The sequence below is a fragment of the Micromonospora yongxingensis genome (genome assembly GCF_052601155.1).
Window position 1 is genome coordinate 1 of the sequence record NZ_JBQXEO010000031.1, and the last position, 17887, is coordinate 17887.

Below are 17887 nucleotides of genomic sequence, written 5' to 3' on the forward strand. Positions count from 1 at the left end.
AACGACACGCGGGTGCAAGCACCTCGTCCGGCGCTTCTCAAACACGGGGAAAAAGTCATTTCGGCGGCTCACGGGCGCGGGGCTCGTGGCGCCGGGTCTGTGTGTAACGACCGCCGGGCCGGGGTCATTCCGGGGGTGGCCCGTCCATCGGCACCCCGTTGAGCGGGTGCTGGTGCGGTCGTTCAGGGGATCTGTAACGACCGGGGGTGGCCTGGCATTCCAACCTTGGGGGTCGGGGTGGCGGGCCGTGGTGCTGCGATCGTCAGGGTATGTAACGACCCCGGGCCGGCCACGATTCCGCCGCGCGGATGCATCGGGTCACAGGTCAACCCGGCATGAACCGGACAACAGGCACCGTCGGGATCGGGTCGACCGACCGTCCCGGCGTCACACCGGCCCCAGCGGTGGTGATCCACTCGGCATCCGTGACATCGGGGCATCCTGACCCCGGGGACACCCCGACATCACCGACACCGAGTCGATCACCTCAGGAGGCGACACCCGGCCGGCGTCGACACGACTGCCGATACCTCACAGGCATACATATGCCTCACAGGTATCGCGGACACGACCGCGACCGCCACCCGGCGGGCTTGGCTTGCTGGGTGGCCCAAGGAAGTCGCCGGCACCACCGGCGGCGGGCTGAGCCGGTCAGCCGGCGAGCCGGGAGCGGACCTTGGCGGCGCAGGAGTCGAGCACCGTCCGCGCATCCAGGCCCAGGCTCTCGATTGCCACCAGCGCCGTGAAGGCGACGTCGGCCAGTTCCGCCGCAACGTCCTCGCGGGTGTGGGTGACGCCCTTGCGCGGATTCTGTCCGAGCAGACCGATCCAGGCTGCCGAGGCCTCCCCCGCCTCCTCGGTGAGCTTGAGGATGCGGCAGGTCAGTTCCGTCTGCCCGGTGCCGTTCGCCGCGTCCAACCAGCCACGCGACGCGCGGGCCGCCTCCCAGATCGACTCGTCCACGGCGACCAGTCAACCCGACCGACCTGCGAGGCCACACAGCCGGGCCCCACCATCACGGCCTGCTCTGACCGGCCGGACAGTTGAGCCTGACCGGGCGATCAGCGCAGCCATTGACTCCGGTCGACGGCGGTTCTAGGTTCAGGACGCTACCGGCCGGTAGGCAACCGTCCCGCCTGGTCGCCCCCCGGGCGACATCCGTCCGATGGGGAGCACCGATGCTGTCCACACCCGTCCGTACCCTCCGCCGTCTGCTCGGCGCCACCGCGACCCTGACCCTGGCGGTCGGGCTGGCCGGCGCGGCGCCGGCCAGCGCCGCCGACCGCGACCCGACAGGCGGCCAGCCGCTGCCCGGGTACACCATCGAGAATCCGCCGCTCGCGCCGCTGGTCGTGGCCGGCAAACCGACGACGGTACGCCAGGGCGTGCACCGCCACGCCGGGTACATCATCGAGGTCCCCGCCCGCTGGAACGGTGACCTGGTGCTGTGGGCGCACGGCTACCGCGGCCAGGGCACGGTGCTCTCGCCGGAGCAACCCGGCTTCGGGCTGCGCCAACGGCTGCTGGAGCAGGGGTACGCCTGGGCGTCGTCGTCGTACGACCGCAACGGTTTCGACATCCGCTCCGGGGTGCTGGGCACCAAGGACCTGTCCGAGCACTTCGGACGGACGATCCGCCGGCCGCACCACACCTACCTGGCGGGGGTGTCGATGGGCGGGTACGTCATCGGCCGCTCGCTGGAGCAGTACCCCGGCTACTACGACGGGGCGCTGCCCATGTGCGGGGTGCTCGGCGACCAGACGCTGCTGGACTTCTACCTCGACTACAACCTCGTCGCGCAGACCCTCGCCGGGGTGCCCGCCTACCCCACGCCGGCCGACTACCTGACGAATGCCGTACCACGCATCCAGGTGGCCCTCGGTCTGGCCGGGCTCACCCCCACCGGGCCGGACACCACCACCGACCGGGGTAAACAGCTACGGGCGATCACGGTGAACCGTACCGGTGGGCCGAGGCCCGGCGCGGACGCCGCGTTCGCCGTGTGGAAGGACTTCCTCTTCTCGATCAGCGTGACCAGCGGCGGTGACTCCCCCGCGCAGCGGCCCGGTCAACTCTCCACCAACCTGCTCACCCGCTACAGCCCGAACAGCCCGGTCAACGTCAACGCCACGGTTCCGCGGATCGCCCCGGAGAACGTCCGGCAGCGACTCCTGCCGACGCTGACCGAGGTGCCACGGATCGCCGGCCGGCCCACCGCGCCCGTGCTCAGCCTGCACGGCCTCGGTGACCTGTTCGTGCCGTTCAGCATGGAGCAGGCGTACGCCACGGACGTGGCCCGGCACGGCCGCGGCAGGCTGGTGGTGCAGCGGGCCATCCGGGCCACGCAGCACTGCGAGTTCAGCCCCGCCGAGGCCGGCGCCGCCTGGGACGACCTGGTGTCCTGGGTACGCACCGGCAAACGCCCTGCCGGCGACACGGTGACCGATCCGGCCGTGGTGGCCAGGGCGGACTACGGCTGCCGATTCAGCGACCGGGCCGCGTACGCCGCCGGCGTCGGCACCCGCCGCCTCTACCCCGCCTGCTGACCGAGCGGAACCCCCGACGACGGGGAGGCGAAATCTCGTCGTCGGGGGCAGCGCACGGGCCAGGATGGACGGTAGACACATAGACCATGACGAACACCCTCGACCGTCGTACCCTCCTGCGCATGGCCGGCGCATCCGCCGGCACCGCCGTCCTGGCCGGCGCCACCCTCGCCGGCGGTGGCCCGGCCCACGCGGCCGACGCGGCCTTCCAGCACGGGGTCGCCTCCGGCGATCCACTGCCGGACGGCGTCCTGCTCTGGACCCGACTGACCCCGACCGCCGAGGCGCAGCCCGGCTCCGGCGTCGGCCCCGAGGTGGACGTGACCTGGCAGGTCGCCGCCGACCCGGACTTCACCACGGTGGTGGCCGCCGGGACGCAGCACACCGGCCCGGGCCGGGACCACACGGTGAAGGTGGCGGTGAGCGGGTTGGCGCCAGCGACCACGTACTGGTACCGGTTCGGCCACGCCGACGGCTGGTCGCCGGCCGGACGCACGATGACCGCGCCGCCGATCGACGCCGAGATCGACCGGCTGCGCCTGGGCGTGGTGTCCTGCGCGAACTGGGAGGCCGGGTTCTTCGCGGCGTACCGGCACCTGGCCGAGCGCGGCGACCTCAACCTGGTGGTGCACCTGGGCGACTATCTCTACGAGTACGGCACCGGGGAGTTCGACGCGGGCGGCACGGTTGTCCGGGCGGTGCGGCCCGCGCACGAGGTGCTCACCCTCGCCGACTACCGGGTCCGGCACGCGCTCTACAAGACCGACCCGGACCTGCAGGCGCTGCACGCCGCGCTGCCCTGGGTGATCACCTGGGACGACCACGAGGTGGCCAACGACCAGTGGTCCGGCGGCGCGGAGAACCACACCCCGGGGACCGAAGGGACGTACACCGACCGGCTCGCGGCGGCCCGACAGGCGTACCTGGAGTGGATGCCGGTGCGCACCGGCGTGGACGGCTCGATCTACCGGCGGCTGCGGTTCGGTCGGCTCGCCGAGCTGTCCATGCTGGACCTCCGCACGTACCGCTCGCAGCAGGCGTCCGGTACGGCGGTGGACGACCCGGGGCGCACCATCACCGGGGACACCCAGATGTCGTGGCTCAAGGCCGGGCTGGCCGCGTCCACCGCCCGGTGGAAACTGGTCGGCAACCCGGTGATGATCGCCCGGGTGGACGTGGGCGCGCTGCCCGCCTGGCTGCTCGGCCCCCTGGGCGCCCTGCTCGGCATTCCGCAGAACGGCGCGGTGCTCAACACCGACCAGTGGGACGGCTACAACGCCGACCGCAACGAGTTGGTCGACCACGTGCGCGCCACCGGGACGCGGGACGTCGTCTTCCTCACCGGTGACATCCACACCTCATGGGCGAACGAGGTGACCACCCGCTCGACGGGGCTGGACGATCCGGCCGCCGCCGAGTTCGTGGTGCCGTCGGTGACCAGCGACAACGTCAACGACTTCCTCGGCCTACCGGCCGGCAACGCTCTCAGCACGCTCGGCGCCGGCCTGCTCCGCTCGACGAACCCGCACGTGCGCTGGACGGAGTTGGACGGGCACGGATACGGCGTGCTGGAGGTGACCCGTCAGCGGTGCCGGATGGACTGGTACCACCTGGCGGACCGGACCCGGGCCGCCAGCACCAGCCGCTGGGTAGCCGGCTGGTCGGTGGGCGCCGGCTCCGCGAAGCTGCGCAGGGAGGCCGCCCCGCTGGCCTGACACCGGACACGACGACGCCGGCCGGCTCCCTGTTCGGGAACCGGCCGGCGTGGTTTACGGCTGTCGTGTCACCAGAGCTGCTGGACGAGGTCCGCCGCCTGCTCCTCCCACTGCGCGTACGCGTAGGGGAACGCGGAGACCTGGACGGTCTGCGCGGCGGTGGTCAGCGGCAGGTCCTGCCAACCGCCCACGTTCTTCAGTGCGCTGAAGAACGCCGTGGCGGCGTACTCCGGGTCGGTGATCTGCTCGGGCGTGCCCCAACCGGACGACGGGCGCTGCTGGAACAGGCCCTGCGAGTCGTGGTCGTTGTACGCGCCGAGGTGGCCGAGGTTGTACAGCTTCGACTCCTGCAGCGAGGTGGCGATGCCGATCACCGCGCCGCGGTCGCCGACGCCGGTCTTCTTGGCCGCGTCGACGATCGCCCGGGCGTTGGCGAGCTGCGCGTCGTCGAGCGGGATGCGCGACTGGGCGCCCTCGATGCCGTGGGGGATCAGTTCCTCGCGGCTGGGCTTGCCGGCCGGCGGCTTGCCGGTGGCGGAGCCGGTCGTCAGCCCGGACTCGACGGGCTGGTCCTCCTGACGTGCGGAGGTGGCGGCCTTGCCGGTGGCGAGGTCGATGGCGGCGACAGCGCCCTGGTGCGGCCCGGAGGTGACCGGGGCTGCGGCTGCCGTCGGTGCGAGCGCCAGGCCACCGAGGGCGGCAACACCCACAACGCTCAGCGCGGTCTTGCGGTACTGGTCCTTAGCGATGGCGGGGAGCCATCGAGTGAAGTCGACCTTCACGATGGTTGCCCTTTCGATCGTGCGGAGCGCTCCGGGGTGAACACTCCTCGGGAGATGACCGCGGAAAAGGGTTTGGGCTCCGGCGGTACGGGGGACACAACCAGGTTCACCTGTCGGGCATTCCGGAAATGCTCACGCTCGGCGAGGTGCGGTCCCGGTCACCCCCCGGAAACCGGACAGGTCAACCTCTCACCGCCCGCGCCCGGCAATAGTGACGCAGCGTGGCCCTTCGGGGCGGTAGGCCACTCCCACCCATCAGCCTTTGCTCTGCCTCAACAGACGCGACAGTTACGGACCGTGCGGACCTGTCGACAACATCCGGAGCCACCCGAAATTCGCCTCACGCAGGTCAAGGGACATGTTGCGTCTGTTGAAGCAGAGCAAAGGGCCCGACACAGGTGGCGGGCGCGACTTGCGGGCGCGGTGTGGATTGGGGTCTCCGCGGACCGTCCGTGATCGGCCACCATGTCACGATGGGTGAGGTGCAGCAGTACGAGCTTTCGGACGATCGGCGCGGCGCGTGTCAGGCGGTGTCAGACCGGTCAGGACCGGTCAGAACGATCACGTCCGGTGCTGGCGCCGTCCGTCTCGGCCCCCTCCTCCGGCGTGTGCAGCTCCTGAAAGACGGTGATCTGAAGGTCGGCCGGCGCGGCGAGGCGGGCGTTGAGCGACTGCCAGGGGGTGCGGGTGGGTGGCGCGATCTCGCTCGCCCCGGCGGCGACGAGTCGGGAGGTCGTCTCTCGGGCGTCGTCCACCTCGAAGGCCACCCGGATGCGGGGCGCGACCTGCCGGCCTACCTCGACCTCGTCGATCATGCGCTTCTGCGCCGGGTTGGCGATCTCCAAGGTCGCGCGGCCGGCGTCCAGGATCACCACCCGGGCGTCCCCGTCGCCGCTGAACGCCGCCTCCTCACGCAGGCCGAGCGCGTCCCGGAAGAAGGCGACGGCCGCCTCGTGGTCCGCTGCCTCCACGACGAGGCGCAGCTGACGGACGACGGGTGCGGGGTGCTCGGCTGCCATGAGCGGGATCATAGCGCCGGCCAGCGGCGCTAGATTGGGACCGTCCGGAAGGGAGCGGCCATGGACGAAGCCGATAGCGGCGACACGTACCTGCTGCGCCCGGTCGGCCGGGTCGCCTCACCGCTGACCGACGCGGCGTGTGCGCCGAGGCAAGGCGACGAGGGCGCCCCGGACGCCTGGTTGGTCTTCGACCCGCAGGTCGAGCGGGCCCTGCGCGACGTACGGGCCGGTGCGGAGCTGCTGGTGCTGACCTGGCTGGACCGGGCCCGGCGGGACATCCTGGCGGTGCACCCGCGCGGCGACGAGACACGGCCGGAGACCGGCGTTTTCAGCACCCGCTCCCCACACCGGCCCAACCCAATCGGGCTGCACCGAGTGCGGGTGCTGGCGGCGGAAGGGCTGCGCGTCCGGGTGGCCGACCTCGAGGCGCTGGACGGCACCCCGGTGCTCGACGTGAAGCCGGTGCTGGGCGCGGTGGACGAGCGCTGACGCTCATCGGGGCCCCGCCCACCGGCCCGCGACCGGAAACCACGCTCAGTGGCCGCGGCTCAGCCACTCCTGCAGGTGTGGAGCCTCCGCGCCGATCGTGGTGTCGTCGCCGTGCCCGGTGTGCACGACCGTCTCCGCTGGCAGGCTGAACAGGCGGGTACGGATCGACCGGACGATGGTGTCGAAGTCGCTGTACGAGCGGCCGGTGGCGCCCGGCCCGCCGGCGAAGAGCGTGTCGCCGGTGAACACCGCGCCCAACTCCGGTGCGTGGAAGCTGCACGCGCCCGGGCTGTGCCCGGGGGTGTGCAGCACCCGCAGCGTGGTGCCGGCCACCTCGATGCTCTGCCCGTCGTGCAGCTCGCCGTGCGGTGGCAACTGGGGGTGCACCATGTCCCAGAGCACCCGGTCGGCGGCATGCAGCAGCACGGGCGCGCCGGTGGCCCGGGCCAGCTCGGGCGCCACCCGGACGTGGTCGTCGTGCGCGTGGGTGGCCAGGATCGCCCGGACGTGGCGGTCGCCCACCAGGGTGAGGATCGCGTCCACGTCGTGCGGCGCGTCCAGAACGACACACTCGCTGTCGTCGCCGAGCACCCAGACGTTGTTGTCCACGTCGAACGTCTGCCCGTCGAGGGAGAACGTGCCGGAGGTGACCGCGTGGTCGACCCGGGCGGTCACGGGAACACCACCACCGAGCGGAGCACGTCGCCGTGGTGCATCCGGTCGAACGCGTTCTCGACCTGGTCGAGCGCGATCTCCTCGGTGACGAACGCGTCCAGGTCGAGCCGGCCCTGCAGGTACAGCTCGGTGAGCATGGGGAAGTCCCGACTGGGCAGGCAGTCGCCGTACCAACTGGACTTGAGGGCGCCGCCGCGCCCGAAGACGTCCAGCAGCGGCAGCTCGATCTGCATCTGCGGGGTGGGCACGCCCACCAGCACCACCGTGCCGGCCAGGTCCCGGGCGTAGAACGCCTGCTTCCACGTCTCCGGCCGGCCCACCGCGTCGATCACCACGTCGGCGCCGAAGCCACCGGTGGCGGCACGGATCGCCTCGACCGGGTCGGTCTCGGAGGCGTTGACGGTGTGCGTGGCGCCGAACTTCCGGGCCCAGTCCAGCTTTCGGCTGTCGGTGTCCACCGCGACGATCGTCGTGGCGCCCGCGAGGGCCGCCCCGGCGACCGCCGCGTCGCCGACGCCGCCGCAGCCGATCACCGCGACCGAATCGCCACGGGTGACGTTGCCGGTGTTCATGGCCGCGCCCAGCCCGGCCATCACGCCGCAGCCGAGCAGGCCCACCGCGGCGGGTCGGGCGGCCGGGTCCACCTTGGTGCACTGCCCGGCGTGCACGAGAGTCTTCTCGGCGAACGCCCCGATGCCGAGCGCGGGGGCGAGTTCGGTGCCGTCGGTGAGGGTCATCCGCTGGGTGGCGTTGTGGGTGTTGAAGCAGTACCAGGGGCGACCCCGGCGACAGGCGCGGCAGACCCCGCAGACCGCCCGCCAGTTGAGCACCACGAAGTCGCCCGGGGCGACCTCGGTGACGCCCTCCCCCACCTGCTCGACGATGCCCGCCGCCTCGTGTCCGAGCAGGAACGGGTACTCGTCGTTGATGCCACCCTCTCGGTAGTGCAGGTCGGTGTGGCAGACCCCGCAGGACTGGATCCGGACGATCGCCTCACCTGGGCCGGGATCGGGCACCACGATGGTGGTGACCTCGACCGGCGCGCCCTTGCTGCGGGAGATGACTCCCCGGACTTCCTGGCTCACTTCGCCTCCTGCTGGTGATCTGCGGCGGAGCCGGTGCCGGGCGGGCGGGTGCGCCGGGCCCGGCGGTGGGCCCCTGGCGAACCTACCGCGATCACCACGGCCGGCCCAGTCGGCCGGTTGGCGGGTTATCGCCGGTCGGGACGGGTACGCGGGCCGCATTCGAACCACGGCCACGGGGAGTGAACATGAAGCTGGCGCACCTGCCGCTACGGGTCAGCATCGGCGCGTACATCCTCAACTCGGGTCTGACCAAGCGGAACCTGGAGGGCGAGGCCGCGCAGGGCATGCACGGGATGGCCGTGGCGGCCCTTCCGCAGCTCGGCCAACTGGAGCCGGCGCGGTTCGCCAAGCTGCTGTCGTACTCGGAGATGGCCCTGGGGGCCGCGCTGATCGCCCCGTTCGTCCCGGCCACCCTGGCCGGGCTGGGCCTGACCGCGTTCGGCGTCGGCCTGGTGCAGCTCTACCTGAAGACGCCGGGGATGCGCGAGGCGGGCAGCGTGCGCCCGACGCAGCAGGGCACCGGCCTGGCGAAGGACGTGTGGCTGGTCGGCGCCGGGTTGACCCTGGTGCTGGAGGGGTTGACGCACGGCCGCCGGCACCACTGATCCCGACCGACGGGAGGGTTGGCCGGCCGCGGCAGGCGTGAGCGGGCCGCACCGGGGTAGCAGGGCCGCCATGACCGACGTGACCGTGGTGGTGGCCACCCGCAACCGACGTGCGCAACTGCTCGACACGCTGGGCCGGCACGCCGCACCGGTGATCGTGGTGGACAACGGCTCCGACGACGGCACCCCGGCCGCGGTGGCCCGAGCCTTTCCCGCGGTGCGGGTGGTGCGGCTCGACGGGAACGCGGGCGCCGGCGCGGCCCGCAACATCGGCGTCGAGCTGGCCGACACGCCCTTCGTGGCGTTCGCCGACGACGACTCCTACTGGGCGCCGGGTGCGCTGGAACGAGCCGCCGCGATCCTGCGGGGGCACCCGGGCACCGGCCTGCTCACCGGGCAGGTGCGGGTCGGGCGGGAGCAGCGGCTCGACCCGGTGTCCGCCGCGATGGCCCGCGCGCCGCTGGGCACCCGGCCGGGCGCGCCGGGGCCGGCGGTGCTGGGCTTCCTGGCCTGCGCGGTGGTGCTGCGCCGCTCGGCGTTCCAGCAGGTCGGCGGCTTTACCGAGCGGCTGGGCACGTACGGCGAGGAGGCGCTGCTGGCGATGGACCTGGCCGCGGCCGGCTGGCAGTTGGCGTACGCCGACGAGGTGGTGGCCCACCATCTGCCTCTGCCGGCGGGGCGGGACGGGCTGGCCCGGCAGCGGATGGAGGCGCGCAACCGGCTGCTCACCGCGCTGCTGCGCCGCCCGGCCGGGGTGGTGCTGCGCACGGCGGCCACCGTGGCCCGGGACGCCGCCGGCCGGGGCGGGCTGTTCGACGCCGGCCGTGAGCTGGGGTGGGCGCTGCGGGGCCGGCGCCGGTTGCCCGCCGAGGTGGAGGCGGCCCTGCGCACCCTGGCCCGGCGTGAGGCAGGCGAGGCGGTCGCGCCGCCGCCGGCCCGGGTGGCCCGGGCCGGCTGATCTGCCTGCGGCGATCATTCTCGGGACGGGTGCCGGGCTCGCTATCGTGTGGGCGACCCGAGGAGCTGCGTTGACCCGTTCCCCATCCGTGCGGCCGTTCTACCGGCCGATGAGGCCCCGATCCCGGGATGAGCCGCACCGCTCGGCCACTCCGCTGGAGCTGTTCTTCGACCTCTGCTTCGTGGTGGCCGTGGCGCAGGCCGCCAGCAGCCTGCACCACGACGTCTCCGAGGGTCACCTCGGTCACGCGGTGACCAGTTACGTGATGGTGTTCTTCGCGATCTGGTGGTCGTGGATGAACTTCACCTGGTTCGCCTCGGCCTACGACACCGACGACGACGTCTACCGGATCACCGCGCTGGTGCAGATCACCGGAGCACTGATCCTGGCTGCCGGGGTGCCGCGCGCCTTCGCCGAGGGCGACTTCACCGTCATCACCTACGGGTACGTGGTGATGCGGCTGGCTGCCGTCGTGCAGTGGAGCCGAGCGGCGGTCGGCGACCCGGCGCACCGCGCGGCGGCACGCCGCTACGCGATCGGCGTGACCGTGGTGCAGGTCGGCTGGTTGCTGCGGTTGGCTCTGCCCGCCGAGTGGGGCATGGCGTCGTTCGTGCTGCTGGCGCTGGCCGACCTGCTCGTGCCGGCGGTGGCCGAACGGCCTGGAATGACGCCGTGGCATCCCCGGCACATCGCCGAGCGGTACGGACTGTTCACCCTCATCGTGCTCGGTGAGGTGGTGCTGTCCGTCTCGGTGGCGATCCAGACCGAGCTGGACGCCGGCGACCAGAACCTGTGGACGCTCACCGCGGCGGGTGTGGTCATCGTGTTCGCGCTCTGGTGGCTCTACTTCGACCGGCCGATCGAGGCGCCCGACCGGCTGCCCTACTCGCTGGTCTGGGGCTACGGCCACTATCTGATCTTCGCCGCGGTCGCCGCGGTCGGCGCGGGCCTGGTCGTGGCGGTGGACCACGAGCGGCACATCGGGCACGTCTCCGGGGTCACCGCCGGGTACGCGGTCGCCGTCCCGGTCGCCGTCTACCTGCTCACCGTCTGGGTGCTGCACGTCCGCCGGCAGCAGCACGGCGCGGTGGTCGTCGCCTTTCCGATCGTCGCGCTGCTGGCGCTGCTCGCGCCGCTGGGCCCGGTCCCGGTCCACGTGCTCGCGCTGCTCCTCTTCGCCCTGGTGGCGCTGACGGTGTTGATGCGCAGGCGCGACGTCCGACGGGGCACGATGCCGGTCGACGCCGACCCGGCCTGATCCGGCACCCCCGGGGTTCCGGCCCGCCACCGGGCGCGACGGCCCGGAAGTCGGCAGAATTGCGGCATGCTTCGCCGCCGATGGCTGTTGGCCGACCAGCTCGGGCCACACTTCCTCGACGACCCCGACCAGCCGGTGCTGCTGGTGGAGATCCGGGAGATGTTCCGCCGTCGGCCCATGCACCGGCAGAAGGCGCACCTGATCCTCTCCGCGCTGCGGCACCGCGCCGCCGAGCTGGGCGACCGGGCGCTGCTGCTGCGGACCGACACGTTCCGGGAGGCGCTGGCGCAGGTCGCCGAGCCGGTGGAGGTGTGCCATCCGCACTCCCGGGCGGCGCTGCGCTTCGCCCGGTCGGTTCCCGGGCTGACCGTGCTGCCGCCGCGCGGCTTCGTCACCAGCCAGGCCGACTTCGCCTCCTGGGCGGACCGGACCCGGCGCGGCCCGCTGCGGATGACCGACTTCTACCGGCACGCCCGCCGCCGGCACGGTGTGCTGACCGCCGCCCCGGGCGGCACGACCGGGCGACCCCGCACCGAGGGCGACGCCGCGCCGGCGGCACCGCCACCGCCACCACCGCCGATCGTCGAGGACGACATCGACGCGCAGGTCCGTCGCGAGCTGGACCGGTGGGCGGCCAACGGGGTGCGGTTCGTCGGCCGCGACGGCCCTCGCCGGTATCCGGCCACGCACGGCGAGGCGCAGGCCCGGCTGGAGCACTTCCTGACCCACCGGCTGCCCGGGTACGGCCGCTACGCCGACGTGATGAGCGTCGACGACCCGCTGTTCGCGCATTCGGTGCTCTCGTCCTCGTTCAACCTCGGGCTGCTCGACCCGGAGCCGGCCGTCCGCGCCGCCGAGCAGGCATGGCGGGCCGGCACCGCTGCGCGTACGGCGGTGGAGCCGTTCATCCGGGGGCTGCTTGGCTGGCGCGAGTTCCTCTGGCAGCTCTACTGGTACTTCGAGCCGGGGTTCCGGGGTGCCAACTGGCTGGCCGCCACCGAGCCGCTGCCGGACTGGTTCGCCGAGCTGGACGCCGACGCGGTCGAGGCCCGCTGCCTGTCCGACGTGCTCGCCAGCGTCCGGGACCGGGCGTGGACGCACCACGCCCCCCGACTGCTGGTGCTGGGCAACTACGCGTTGCAGCGCGGCTGGCGCCCGGCCGAGGTCGTGGACTGGTTCCGGCAGTGCTTCGTGGACGGCACCGACTGGGTGATGAACGCGACCGTGATCGGCATGAGCCAGTACGCCGACCTGGCCCGGGTGGACACGCGACCGTACGCGGTGGACGGCACCGACATCGACGAGATGAGTGACTACTGCTCCGGCTGCCGCTACGCGCCGGAGCGGGCGCTCGGCGATCTGGCGTGCCCGTACACCGGGGGTTTCGAGAGTTTCCTGCACCGCAACCGGGAGCGGCTGGTGGCCGACCCCCGGCTCGCGGCCGAGCTGGCCCGCCGCGACGAGCCGGAACACCGCGAGGCGGTGCTCGCCCAGGAGGAGAAGCGGGGCAGCAGCCCGCCGTGACCGTCAGCCGCCGGCCACGTCGGCGGCCGGGGCGGCGGCGGTGGGCACGGCGGCGGTCGCCGGGCGCACGACGCCCCGGTTCAGGCCGGTGACGAGCAGCCGGTTGTAGGAGGCCGGCAGGAGTCGGGCCAGCAGGTCGGGCACCTTCGCCGACCAGCCGATCAGCACCCGGCCCCGGCGACGCTCGACGCCCCGCAGGATCACCTCGGCCGCCCGTTCCGGCGCGATGGTGAGCAGCTTCTCGAACTGTGCCCGGCCGGCCGCGTACTCCTCGTGGGAGACGCCGCTGCCGACCCGGGCGTTCTCGGTGATCCGGGTGCGGATCCCGCCGGGATGCACCGAGGTGACCCCGATGCCGTCGTCGACCAGCTCGTGTCGCAGGGCCTCGGTGAAGCCGCGTACCGCGAACTTGCTCGCCGAGTAGGCGGTCTGCCCGGCCGGCGCGATCAGCCCGAACAGGCTGGAGATGTTGACCAGGTGCGCGCCCGGCTCCGCCTTGAGAGTGGGCAGCAACGCGTGGGTCAGCTGCACCACGGCCCGGAAGTTGACGTCGATCACCCAACGGAACTCGTCGTACGTCACCTGGTCGAAGCGGCCGCCGAGGCCGACACCGGCGTTGTTGATCAACAGCCGGACCCGCGGGTGCCGCTGCCCGATCTCCGCGGCCACCCGGCCGGTGGCCGCCTCGTCGGCGAGGTCCACCACGTGGGTGTGCAGGTGGCGGTCCGGGTGTTCGGCGCGGATCGCGGCGGTGACCGCGTCCAGCCGCTCGGCGTCACGGTCGAGCAGGACCAGGTCGCTGCCCCTTCGGGCCAGGGCGTGCGCCAGCGCGGCACCGATGCCGCTGGCCGCGCCGGTGACCACGGCCGTGGCGCCGGCGAAGTCGAACCTCTGCACGATGGGTGCTCCTCTCCTGGCGGGTCTCCGGCGGAGGCCGGGATGTGCTCGGGGATGCGCCGCTCAGGCAACCCGGGTGCCGGCCGACTCGGCCGGGTCGACGGCGCCACGAGCGCGGGAGAACCGCACTCCCTCGTCGGTCAGCCGGCCGTGCCGCATCAGCAGCACGTCGCGCGCGTAGTTCTGGTACAGCCGCCACGGCGCCGCCGCGCCCTGCTTGGGCAGCGCGTCGATGCTGCGCAGCACGTACCCGGAATGCAGGTCGATGAGCGGGACCCGCTCGTCGTCGGGCGGCGGGAGCGGGGTGACGACCTGCTGGCCGGTGCGGTCCAGGTGGCGCAGCAGCCGGCAGACGTAGCCAGCGACCAGGTCGGCCTTGAGCGTCCACGAGGCGTTGGTGTAGCCGATGGTCAGCGCGAAGTTCGGTACGCCGGAGAGCATCATGCCCTTGTAGGCCACGGTGCTCGCCAGGTCGACCTCGGCGCCGTCCACGGTGAGCGTCAGGCCACCGAGGGCGAGCAGGTTGAGCCCGGTGGCGGTGACCACGATGTCGGCGGGCAGCTCGTCACCGGAGGTGAGCCGGACGCCGTGCGCGGTGAACGTGTCGATGGTGTCGGTGACCACCGACGCCCGGCCCTCCTGCAACGCCGTGAAGAGGTCACCGTCGGGCACCACGCAGAGCCGCTGGTCCCACGGGTCGTAGCGGGGGGAGAAGTGCCGGTCGACGTCGTAGCCGACCGGCAGCCGGCCCTTGGCGGCCCGGCGCAGCAGCCGCCGTACCAGCCCGGGCGCGCGCCGGCTCAACTGGAAGTTGAGGGTGGACAACAGCACGTTCTTCCAGCGCACCACCGGATACGCGGTCGTCGCCGGCAGCCAGCGCCGCAGCGTGTCGGCCAGCACGTCACGTGAGGGCAGCGCCATGACGTACGTCGGTGAGCGCTGGAGCATGGTCACGTGGGCGGCCCGCTGCGCCATGGCCGGCACCAGGGTGACCGCGGTGGCGCCGCTGCCGATCACCACGACCCGTTTGCCGCTGTGGTCGAGGTCGTCGGGCCAGTGCTGCGGGTGCACCAACCGCCCCGTGTACGCGTCGATGCCGGGCAGCGGCGGCGTGTAGCCCTCGTCGTAGCGGTAGTAGCCGGCGCAGGCGAAGAGGAACGAGCAGGTCAGCACCGTGGTCTCGGCGGTGTCGGTGCGCTGGGCGTGCACCGTCCAGCGGGCGGTGGCGCTGTCCCACTCGGCGCGCAGCACCCGGTGGGAGAAACGGATGTGCCGCTGCACGTCGTACTCGCGGGCCGTCTCCCGGACGTACTGTCGGATGGCAGCGCCGTCGGCGATGGCCTTCGGGTCGGTCCACGGCTTGAAGGAGTAGCCGAGGGTGAACATGTCCGAGTCGGACCGGACACCCGGGTAGCGGAACAGGTCCCAGGTGCCGCCGATGGCGTCGCGCGCCTCCAGGACCGCGTACGTCTTGTCGGGGCAGTCACGGCGCAGGTGGCAGGCGGCGCCGATGCCGGACAGGCCGGCGCCGATGATGAGCACGTCGACGTGGTCGGAGGTCATGGCGTTCCTCCATCCGGGGCAGTGGACCGGACACTATCCATCGACGTCGACACCCGTCAACACCCTGTCGAGTTTCGTCGACAGGGTGTTGAGTTCGGGTAGCATCAGCGGCCATGACGACCTCCCCCACCGGCACCGGGAAGGCCGGCGCACGGGGTCGCCGCGCCGCCCGCTCCACCGGCGACGACCGGGAGACGGCGATCCTCGCGACCGCCGAACGGCTGCTGGAGCAGCGCGCGTTCGCCGACATCTCGATCGACGACCTGGCCCGGGGCGCGGGCATCTCCCGACCGACGTTCTACTTCTACTTCCCGTCCAAGGACGCGGTGCTGCTGACCCTGCTGGACCGGGTCACCGAGGAGGCCGACGCGGCCGCCGGAGACGTGCTCGTTCGCCTCGCCGAGGATCCCCGGGCACGCTGGCGTGAGCTGATCCACCGGTTCCACGAGACGTTCGGCGCGCACCGCGCGCTGGTGCTCGCCTGCGCGCAGGTCCGTGGCACCAACGCCGAGGTACGCCGGCTCTGGGCGGCGGTGCTGGAGCGCTGGGTGCAGGCCATCGAGGCGGCCATCGAGGCGGAACGACGACGCGGCGCGGCCCCGGACGGCCTACCCGCCCGGGACCTCGCCATCGCGCTCAACTCGATGAACGAGCGCGTCTGGTACGCCACGTTCGCCGGCGACGGTCCCGCCGTCGCCGAGCGGGACGTGGTGGACGTGCTGCTCGACCTCTGGATGGCCGGCATCTACCGCGACACCACTCCCCCACCGTCGAGCTGACCTACTCCGCCGCCTTGGTGAACTCCATGATCCAGTTGGTCTCCCAGGTGCGCTCGCCGTCGGTGGAGAACGCCTGCTCCCAGCGGGCGGTGGTCGCGGTGATCCCCGACCAGATGAACCGGCACCGCACCGGGCGGCCCTCGTGCTGGTCGTCGGCGTAGAAACGGCCGACGCCGTCGACGAAGCGGCCCACCATCGGCGGCTGCTCCAACTCGCCGCGATCGCTGTTCATCCAGTAGATCGACCACTCCTGGCGCGCCGGGTCGAAGATCCTGATCGTGGCGCCGGCCGAGCCCTTCGTCGGGAAGGTGATCTCGTCGAAGTGGCCGCCGCCGCCGAAGAAGCCGTGGGCGGTCGACAGCCCCGGAAACTCCTCCCACTCGTCCGAGCCGACCAGCCGCTTGCGCAGCCGACGGTTGATCACGTTCCAGGTGCCCACAAAGAAGTCGAAGTCGCCCATCAGCGGCCCACCGGCCCTTCCGCTCGTGTGTCGTGCAGGTAACCAGTCAGGTCGGGGCTCTCCGGCACCAGCATGTGCCGGACCCAGGCGGCGCGCTCGTGCTCCAGCACCGCCAACTCCCAGACGCAACCCGCTCCGGGACGGCGCAGGTCGACGAAGTGTGTCGGATCATCGTCCGGGCAGTCCAGTGCCGGTTGCCCGGCCGCCGCGATGCGGACCTCCACCACGTTGTCCCACACCCAGGTGTACGCCAGCAGGTAGGCGCCGCTGTCCGCCCCCCGGTGCAGCACCACCCACCCGGCGGCCGGCGTGCCGTCGTCCTCCACGTCGGCCAGCAGCGCCGGCAGCAGGTCGTACGCGGCCTTCTCCACCTCCGGTTCGATCCGCTGCTCCGGCTGGTCGATGTGGTAGCGCTTGAGCTGCCGGCCGTCCACCATGACCGGTCCCGGTGTTCGTAGATCCTTGTCGCGAAATGCCATGCCGGGACGGTAGGACCACTCCCCTGACAGCTAGTGTCAGTGAAGTGCGAGCGAGTCGACTTCTCTCCGTCCTGCTGCTGCTCCAGTCGCACGGCCGGCTGACCGCCGCCCAGCTCGCCGAGCGGCTGGCCGTCTCGCCGCGCACCATCTACCGGGACGTGGAGTCGCTGCACGCCGCCGGCATCCCGCTCTACGGCGAGGCCGGGCACGCCGGCGGCTACCAACTGGTCGACGGCTGGCGGACCCGGTTGACCGGGCTGACCGTCGAGGAAGCCGACCGGCTCTTCCTCGCCGGGCTGCCCGGGCCCGCCGGCGAGCTGGGCTACGGCGACGTGGTGGCCGCGCTGCAACTCAAGCTGCACGCCGCGCTGCCGGCGCCGCTGCGCGACCGCGCCACCCAGCTCCAACAACGCTTCCACCTCGACACACCCGGCTGGTACGCCGACGGCGACGCCTCCCCCGAGCTGGCCCGCACGGCCGAGGCGGTCTGGCGGCAGCACCGCATCGAGGTGCGCTACCGCAGCTGGCGGGGTGAGGTGACTCGGGTGCTGGAGCCGTACGGCCTGGTGCTCAAGGGCGGCCGCTGGTACGTGGTGGCCGACCAGCCCGGTCGGGGCGCACCGGCGACCTACCGGGTCAACCAGATCCTCGCGCTGACCCCGCTCGAGCAGGAGTTCGAGCGGCCGGCCGACTTCGACCTGCCGGCCTGGTGGCGGGCACACGTGGTGCAGTTCCGGGCCCGCCTGCACCGCGACGAGGCCACCGTCCGGCTCTCCCCTGCCGGCCGGGCACGGCTGCGGGAGATCGGCAGCGATCCGGTGGTCGCCGCGATGGACGCCAGCGCCGGGCCGCCCGACGGGCAGGGCTGGGTGACCGCCGTGCTGCCGATCGAGTCGCTCACCCACGCCCATGGCGATCTGCTGCGCCTCGGCGCCGACGTGGAGGTGCTGACCCCGGTCGCGCTGCGCGAGCAGCTGGCCGCCACGGCGGCCGGGCTGGCCGCCCTCTACGCGCCTGCCGACCAGTCGGCCCGGTGACAGCCCGCCCCCGCCG

At 72.6% G+C, this 17887-nt stretch carries 18 protein-coding genes; 9 read left to right on the forward strand and 9 right to left on the reverse strand.

Translation table 11 applies throughout. The features are described 5' to 3' along the window. Positions 1-651 precede the first annotated feature (651 nt). Positions 652-963, reverse strand: a complete 312-nt coding sequence (locus tag ACTWLT_RS27610) for a MazG-like family protein (protein WP_252414927.1) — start codon at positions 961-963, stop codon at positions 652-654. A gap of 215 nt (positions 964-1178) precedes the next feature. On the opposite strand from ACTWLT_RS27610, the gene ACTWLT_RS27615 reads away from it, so the two are divergent. Together ACTWLT_RS27615 and ACTWLT_RS27620 are read left to right on the forward strand one after the other, a co-directional pair. Next, positions 1179-2546, forward strand: coding sequence for a hypothetical protein (locus ACTWLT_RS27615; protein ID WP_445320860.1), 1368 nt, complete (start codon positions 1179-1181; stop codon positions 2544-2546). An 86-nt stretch (positions 2547-2632) separates the two neighbouring features. After that, positions 2633-4261: an alkaline phosphatase D family protein gene (locus ACTWLT_RS27620; protein WP_445320861.1), complete on the forward strand. Its 1629-nt coding sequence runs from the start codon at positions 2633-2635 to the stop codon at positions 4259-4261. 68 nt (positions 4262-4329) lie between these two features. On the opposite strand, the gene ACTWLT_RS27625 is transcribed toward ACTWLT_RS27620, so the two are convergent. Further along, positions 4330-5043, reverse strand: coding sequence for a hypothetical protein (locus ACTWLT_RS27625; protein ID WP_252414930.1), 714 nt, complete (start codon positions 5041-5043; stop codon positions 4330-4332). 542 nt (positions 5044-5585) lie between these two features. Then, on the reverse strand, positions 5586-6062 hold the full coding sequence (locus ACTWLT_RS27630) for a VOC family protein (protein ID WP_445320862.1): 477 nt from the start codon (positions 6060-6062) through the stop codon (positions 5586-5588). A 60-nt stretch (positions 6063-6122) separates the two neighbouring features. Here ACTWLT_RS27630 and tsaA point away from each other — a divergent pair, with 60 nt between their 5' ends. After that, positions 6123-6551 carry a tRNA (N6-threonylcarbamoyladenosine(37)-N6)-methyltransferase TrmO gene (gene tsaA / locus ACTWLT_RS27635; protein ID WP_445320863.1) on the forward strand — a complete coding sequence of 143 codons (429 nt, stop codon included), beginning with the start codon at positions 6123-6125 and terminating at the stop codon, positions 6549-6551. Between the two features lie 45 nt (positions 6552-6596). Here tsaA and ACTWLT_RS27640 read toward each other — a convergent pair whose 3' ends face one another. Together ACTWLT_RS27640 and ACTWLT_RS27645 are read right to left on the reverse strand one after the other, a co-directional pair. Then, positions 6597-7226: an MBL fold metallo-hydrolase gene (locus ACTWLT_RS27640; RefSeq protein WP_445320864.1), complete on the reverse strand. Its 630-nt coding sequence runs from the start codon at positions 7224-7226 to the stop codon at positions 6597-6599. Continuing rightward, positions 7223-8311, reverse strand: coding sequence for an S-(hydroxymethyl)mycothiol dehydrogenase (locus ACTWLT_RS27645; RefSeq protein ID WP_445320865.1), 1089 nt, complete (start codon positions 8309-8311; stop codon positions 7223-7225). The genes ACTWLT_RS27640 and ACTWLT_RS27645 overlap by 4 nt, the downstream gene beginning before the upstream one ends. Before the next feature lie 185 nt (positions 8312-8496). Here ACTWLT_RS27645 and ACTWLT_RS27650 point away from each other — a divergent pair, with 185 nt between their 5' ends. From ACTWLT_RS27650 to ACTWLT_RS27665, 4 genes are all read left to right on the forward strand, one after another. Next, positions 8497-8916 carry a hypothetical protein gene (locus ACTWLT_RS27650; RefSeq protein WP_445320866.1) on the forward strand — a complete coding sequence of 140 codons (420 nt, stop codon included), beginning with the start codon at positions 8497-8499 and terminating at the stop codon, positions 8914-8916. A gap of 70 nt (positions 8917-8986) precedes the next feature. Next, a complete protein-coding gene (locus ACTWLT_RS27655) occupies positions 8987-9874 on the forward strand; it encodes a glycosyltransferase family 2 protein (protein ID WP_445320867.1) in 888 nt (295 codons plus the stop codon). 70 nt (positions 9875-9944) lie between these two features. Continuing rightward, on the forward strand, positions 9945-11132 hold the full coding sequence (locus tag ACTWLT_RS27660) for a low temperature requirement protein A (RefSeq protein ID WP_445320868.1): 1188 nt from the start codon (positions 9945-9947) through the stop codon (positions 11130-11132). Positions 11133-11198: 66 nt separating this feature from the next. Beyond that, positions 11199-12656 carry a cryptochrome/photolyase family protein gene (locus ACTWLT_RS27665; protein WP_445320869.1) on the forward strand — a complete coding sequence of 486 codons (1458 nt, stop codon included), beginning with the start codon at positions 11199-11201 and terminating at the stop codon, positions 12654-12656. Between the two features lie 3 nt (positions 12657-12659). Here ACTWLT_RS27665 and ACTWLT_RS27670 read toward each other — a convergent pair whose 3' ends face one another. Beyond that, positions 12660-13553 carry an SDR family NAD(P)-dependent oxidoreductase gene (locus tag ACTWLT_RS27670; protein WP_445320870.1) on the reverse strand — a complete coding sequence of 298 codons (894 nt, stop codon included), beginning with the start codon at positions 13551-13553 and terminating at the stop codon, positions 12660-12662. A 63-nt stretch (positions 13554-13616) separates the two neighbouring features. Beyond that, entirely contained in the window at positions 13617-15116 is a 1500-nt protein-coding gene (locus ACTWLT_RS27675; protein WP_445320871.1) for a flavin-containing monooxygenase, read from the reverse strand. Positions 15117-15229: 113 nt separating this feature from the next. On the opposite strand from ACTWLT_RS27675, the gene ACTWLT_RS27680 reads away from it, so the two are divergent. After that, complete coding sequence (locus tag ACTWLT_RS27680) at positions 15230-15895, forward strand: TetR/AcrR family transcriptional regulator (RefSeq protein ID WP_445320872.1); 666 nt, start codon at positions 15230-15232, stop codon at positions 15893-15895. A gap of 1 nt (position 15896) precedes the next feature. Here ACTWLT_RS27680 and ACTWLT_RS27685 read toward each other — a convergent pair whose 3' ends face one another. After that, positions 15897-16355: a hypothetical protein gene (locus ACTWLT_RS27685; protein ID WP_445320873.1), complete on the reverse strand. Its 459-nt coding sequence runs from the start codon at positions 16353-16355 to the stop codon at positions 15897-15899. Next, positions 16355-16834: a hypothetical protein gene (locus tag ACTWLT_RS27690; protein ID WP_445320874.1), complete on the reverse strand. Its 480-nt coding sequence runs from the start codon at positions 16832-16834 to the stop codon at positions 16355-16357. Before ACTWLT_RS27690 ends, ACTWLT_RS27685 begins: the two co-directional genes overlap by 1 nt. A gap of 44 nt (positions 16835-16878) precedes the next feature. On the opposite strand from ACTWLT_RS27690, the gene ACTWLT_RS27695 reads away from it, so the two are divergent. After that, positions 16879-17871, forward strand: coding sequence for a helix-turn-helix transcriptional regulator (locus ACTWLT_RS27695; protein WP_445320875.1), 993 nt, complete (start codon positions 16879-16881; stop codon positions 17869-17871). Positions 17872-17887 lie beyond the last annotated feature (16 nt).

Coding starts and splice junctions, on each gene's coding strand:
- ACTWLT_RS27615 (WP_445320860.1), top strand. CDS start 1,179: ATGCTGTCCACACCCGTCCGTACCCTCCGCCGTCTGCTCGGCGCCACC.
- ACTWLT_RS27620 (WP_445320861.1), top strand. CDS start 2,633: ATGACGAACACCCTCGACCGTCGTACCCTCCTGCGCATGGCCGGCGCA.
- ACTWLT_RS27630 (WP_445320862.1), bottom strand. CDS start 6,062: ATGGCAGCCGAGCACCCCGCACCCGTCGTCCGTCAGCTGCGCCTCGTC.
- tsaA (WP_445320863.1), top strand. CDS start 6,123: ATGGACGAAGCCGATAGCGGCGACACGTACCTGCTGCGCCCGGTCGGC.
- ACTWLT_RS27650 (WP_445320866.1), top strand. CDS start 8,497: ATGAAGCTGGCGCACCTGCCGCTACGGGTCAGCATCGGCGCGTACATC.
- ACTWLT_RS27655 (WP_445320867.1), top strand. CDS start 8,987: ATGACCGACGTGACCGTGGTGGTGGCCACCCGCAACCGACGTGCGCAA.
- ACTWLT_RS27665 (WP_445320869.1), top strand. CDS start 11,199: ATGCTTCGCCGCCGATGGCTGTTGGCCGACCAGCTCGGGCCACACTTC.
- ACTWLT_RS27675 (WP_445320871.1), bottom strand. CDS start 15,116: ATGACCTCCGACCACGTCGACGTGCTCATCATCGGCGCCGGCCTGTCC.
- ACTWLT_RS27680 (WP_445320872.1), top strand. CDS start 15,230: ATGACGACCTCCCCCACCGGCACCGGGAAGGCCGGCGCACGGGGTCGC.
- ACTWLT_RS27685 (WP_445320873.1), bottom strand. CDS start 16,355: ATGGGCGACTTCGACTTCTTTGTGGGCACCTGGAACGTGATCAACCGT.
- ACTWLT_RS27690 (WP_445320874.1), bottom strand. CDS start 16,834: ATGGCATTTCGCGACAAGGATCTACGAACACCGGGACCGGTCATGGTG.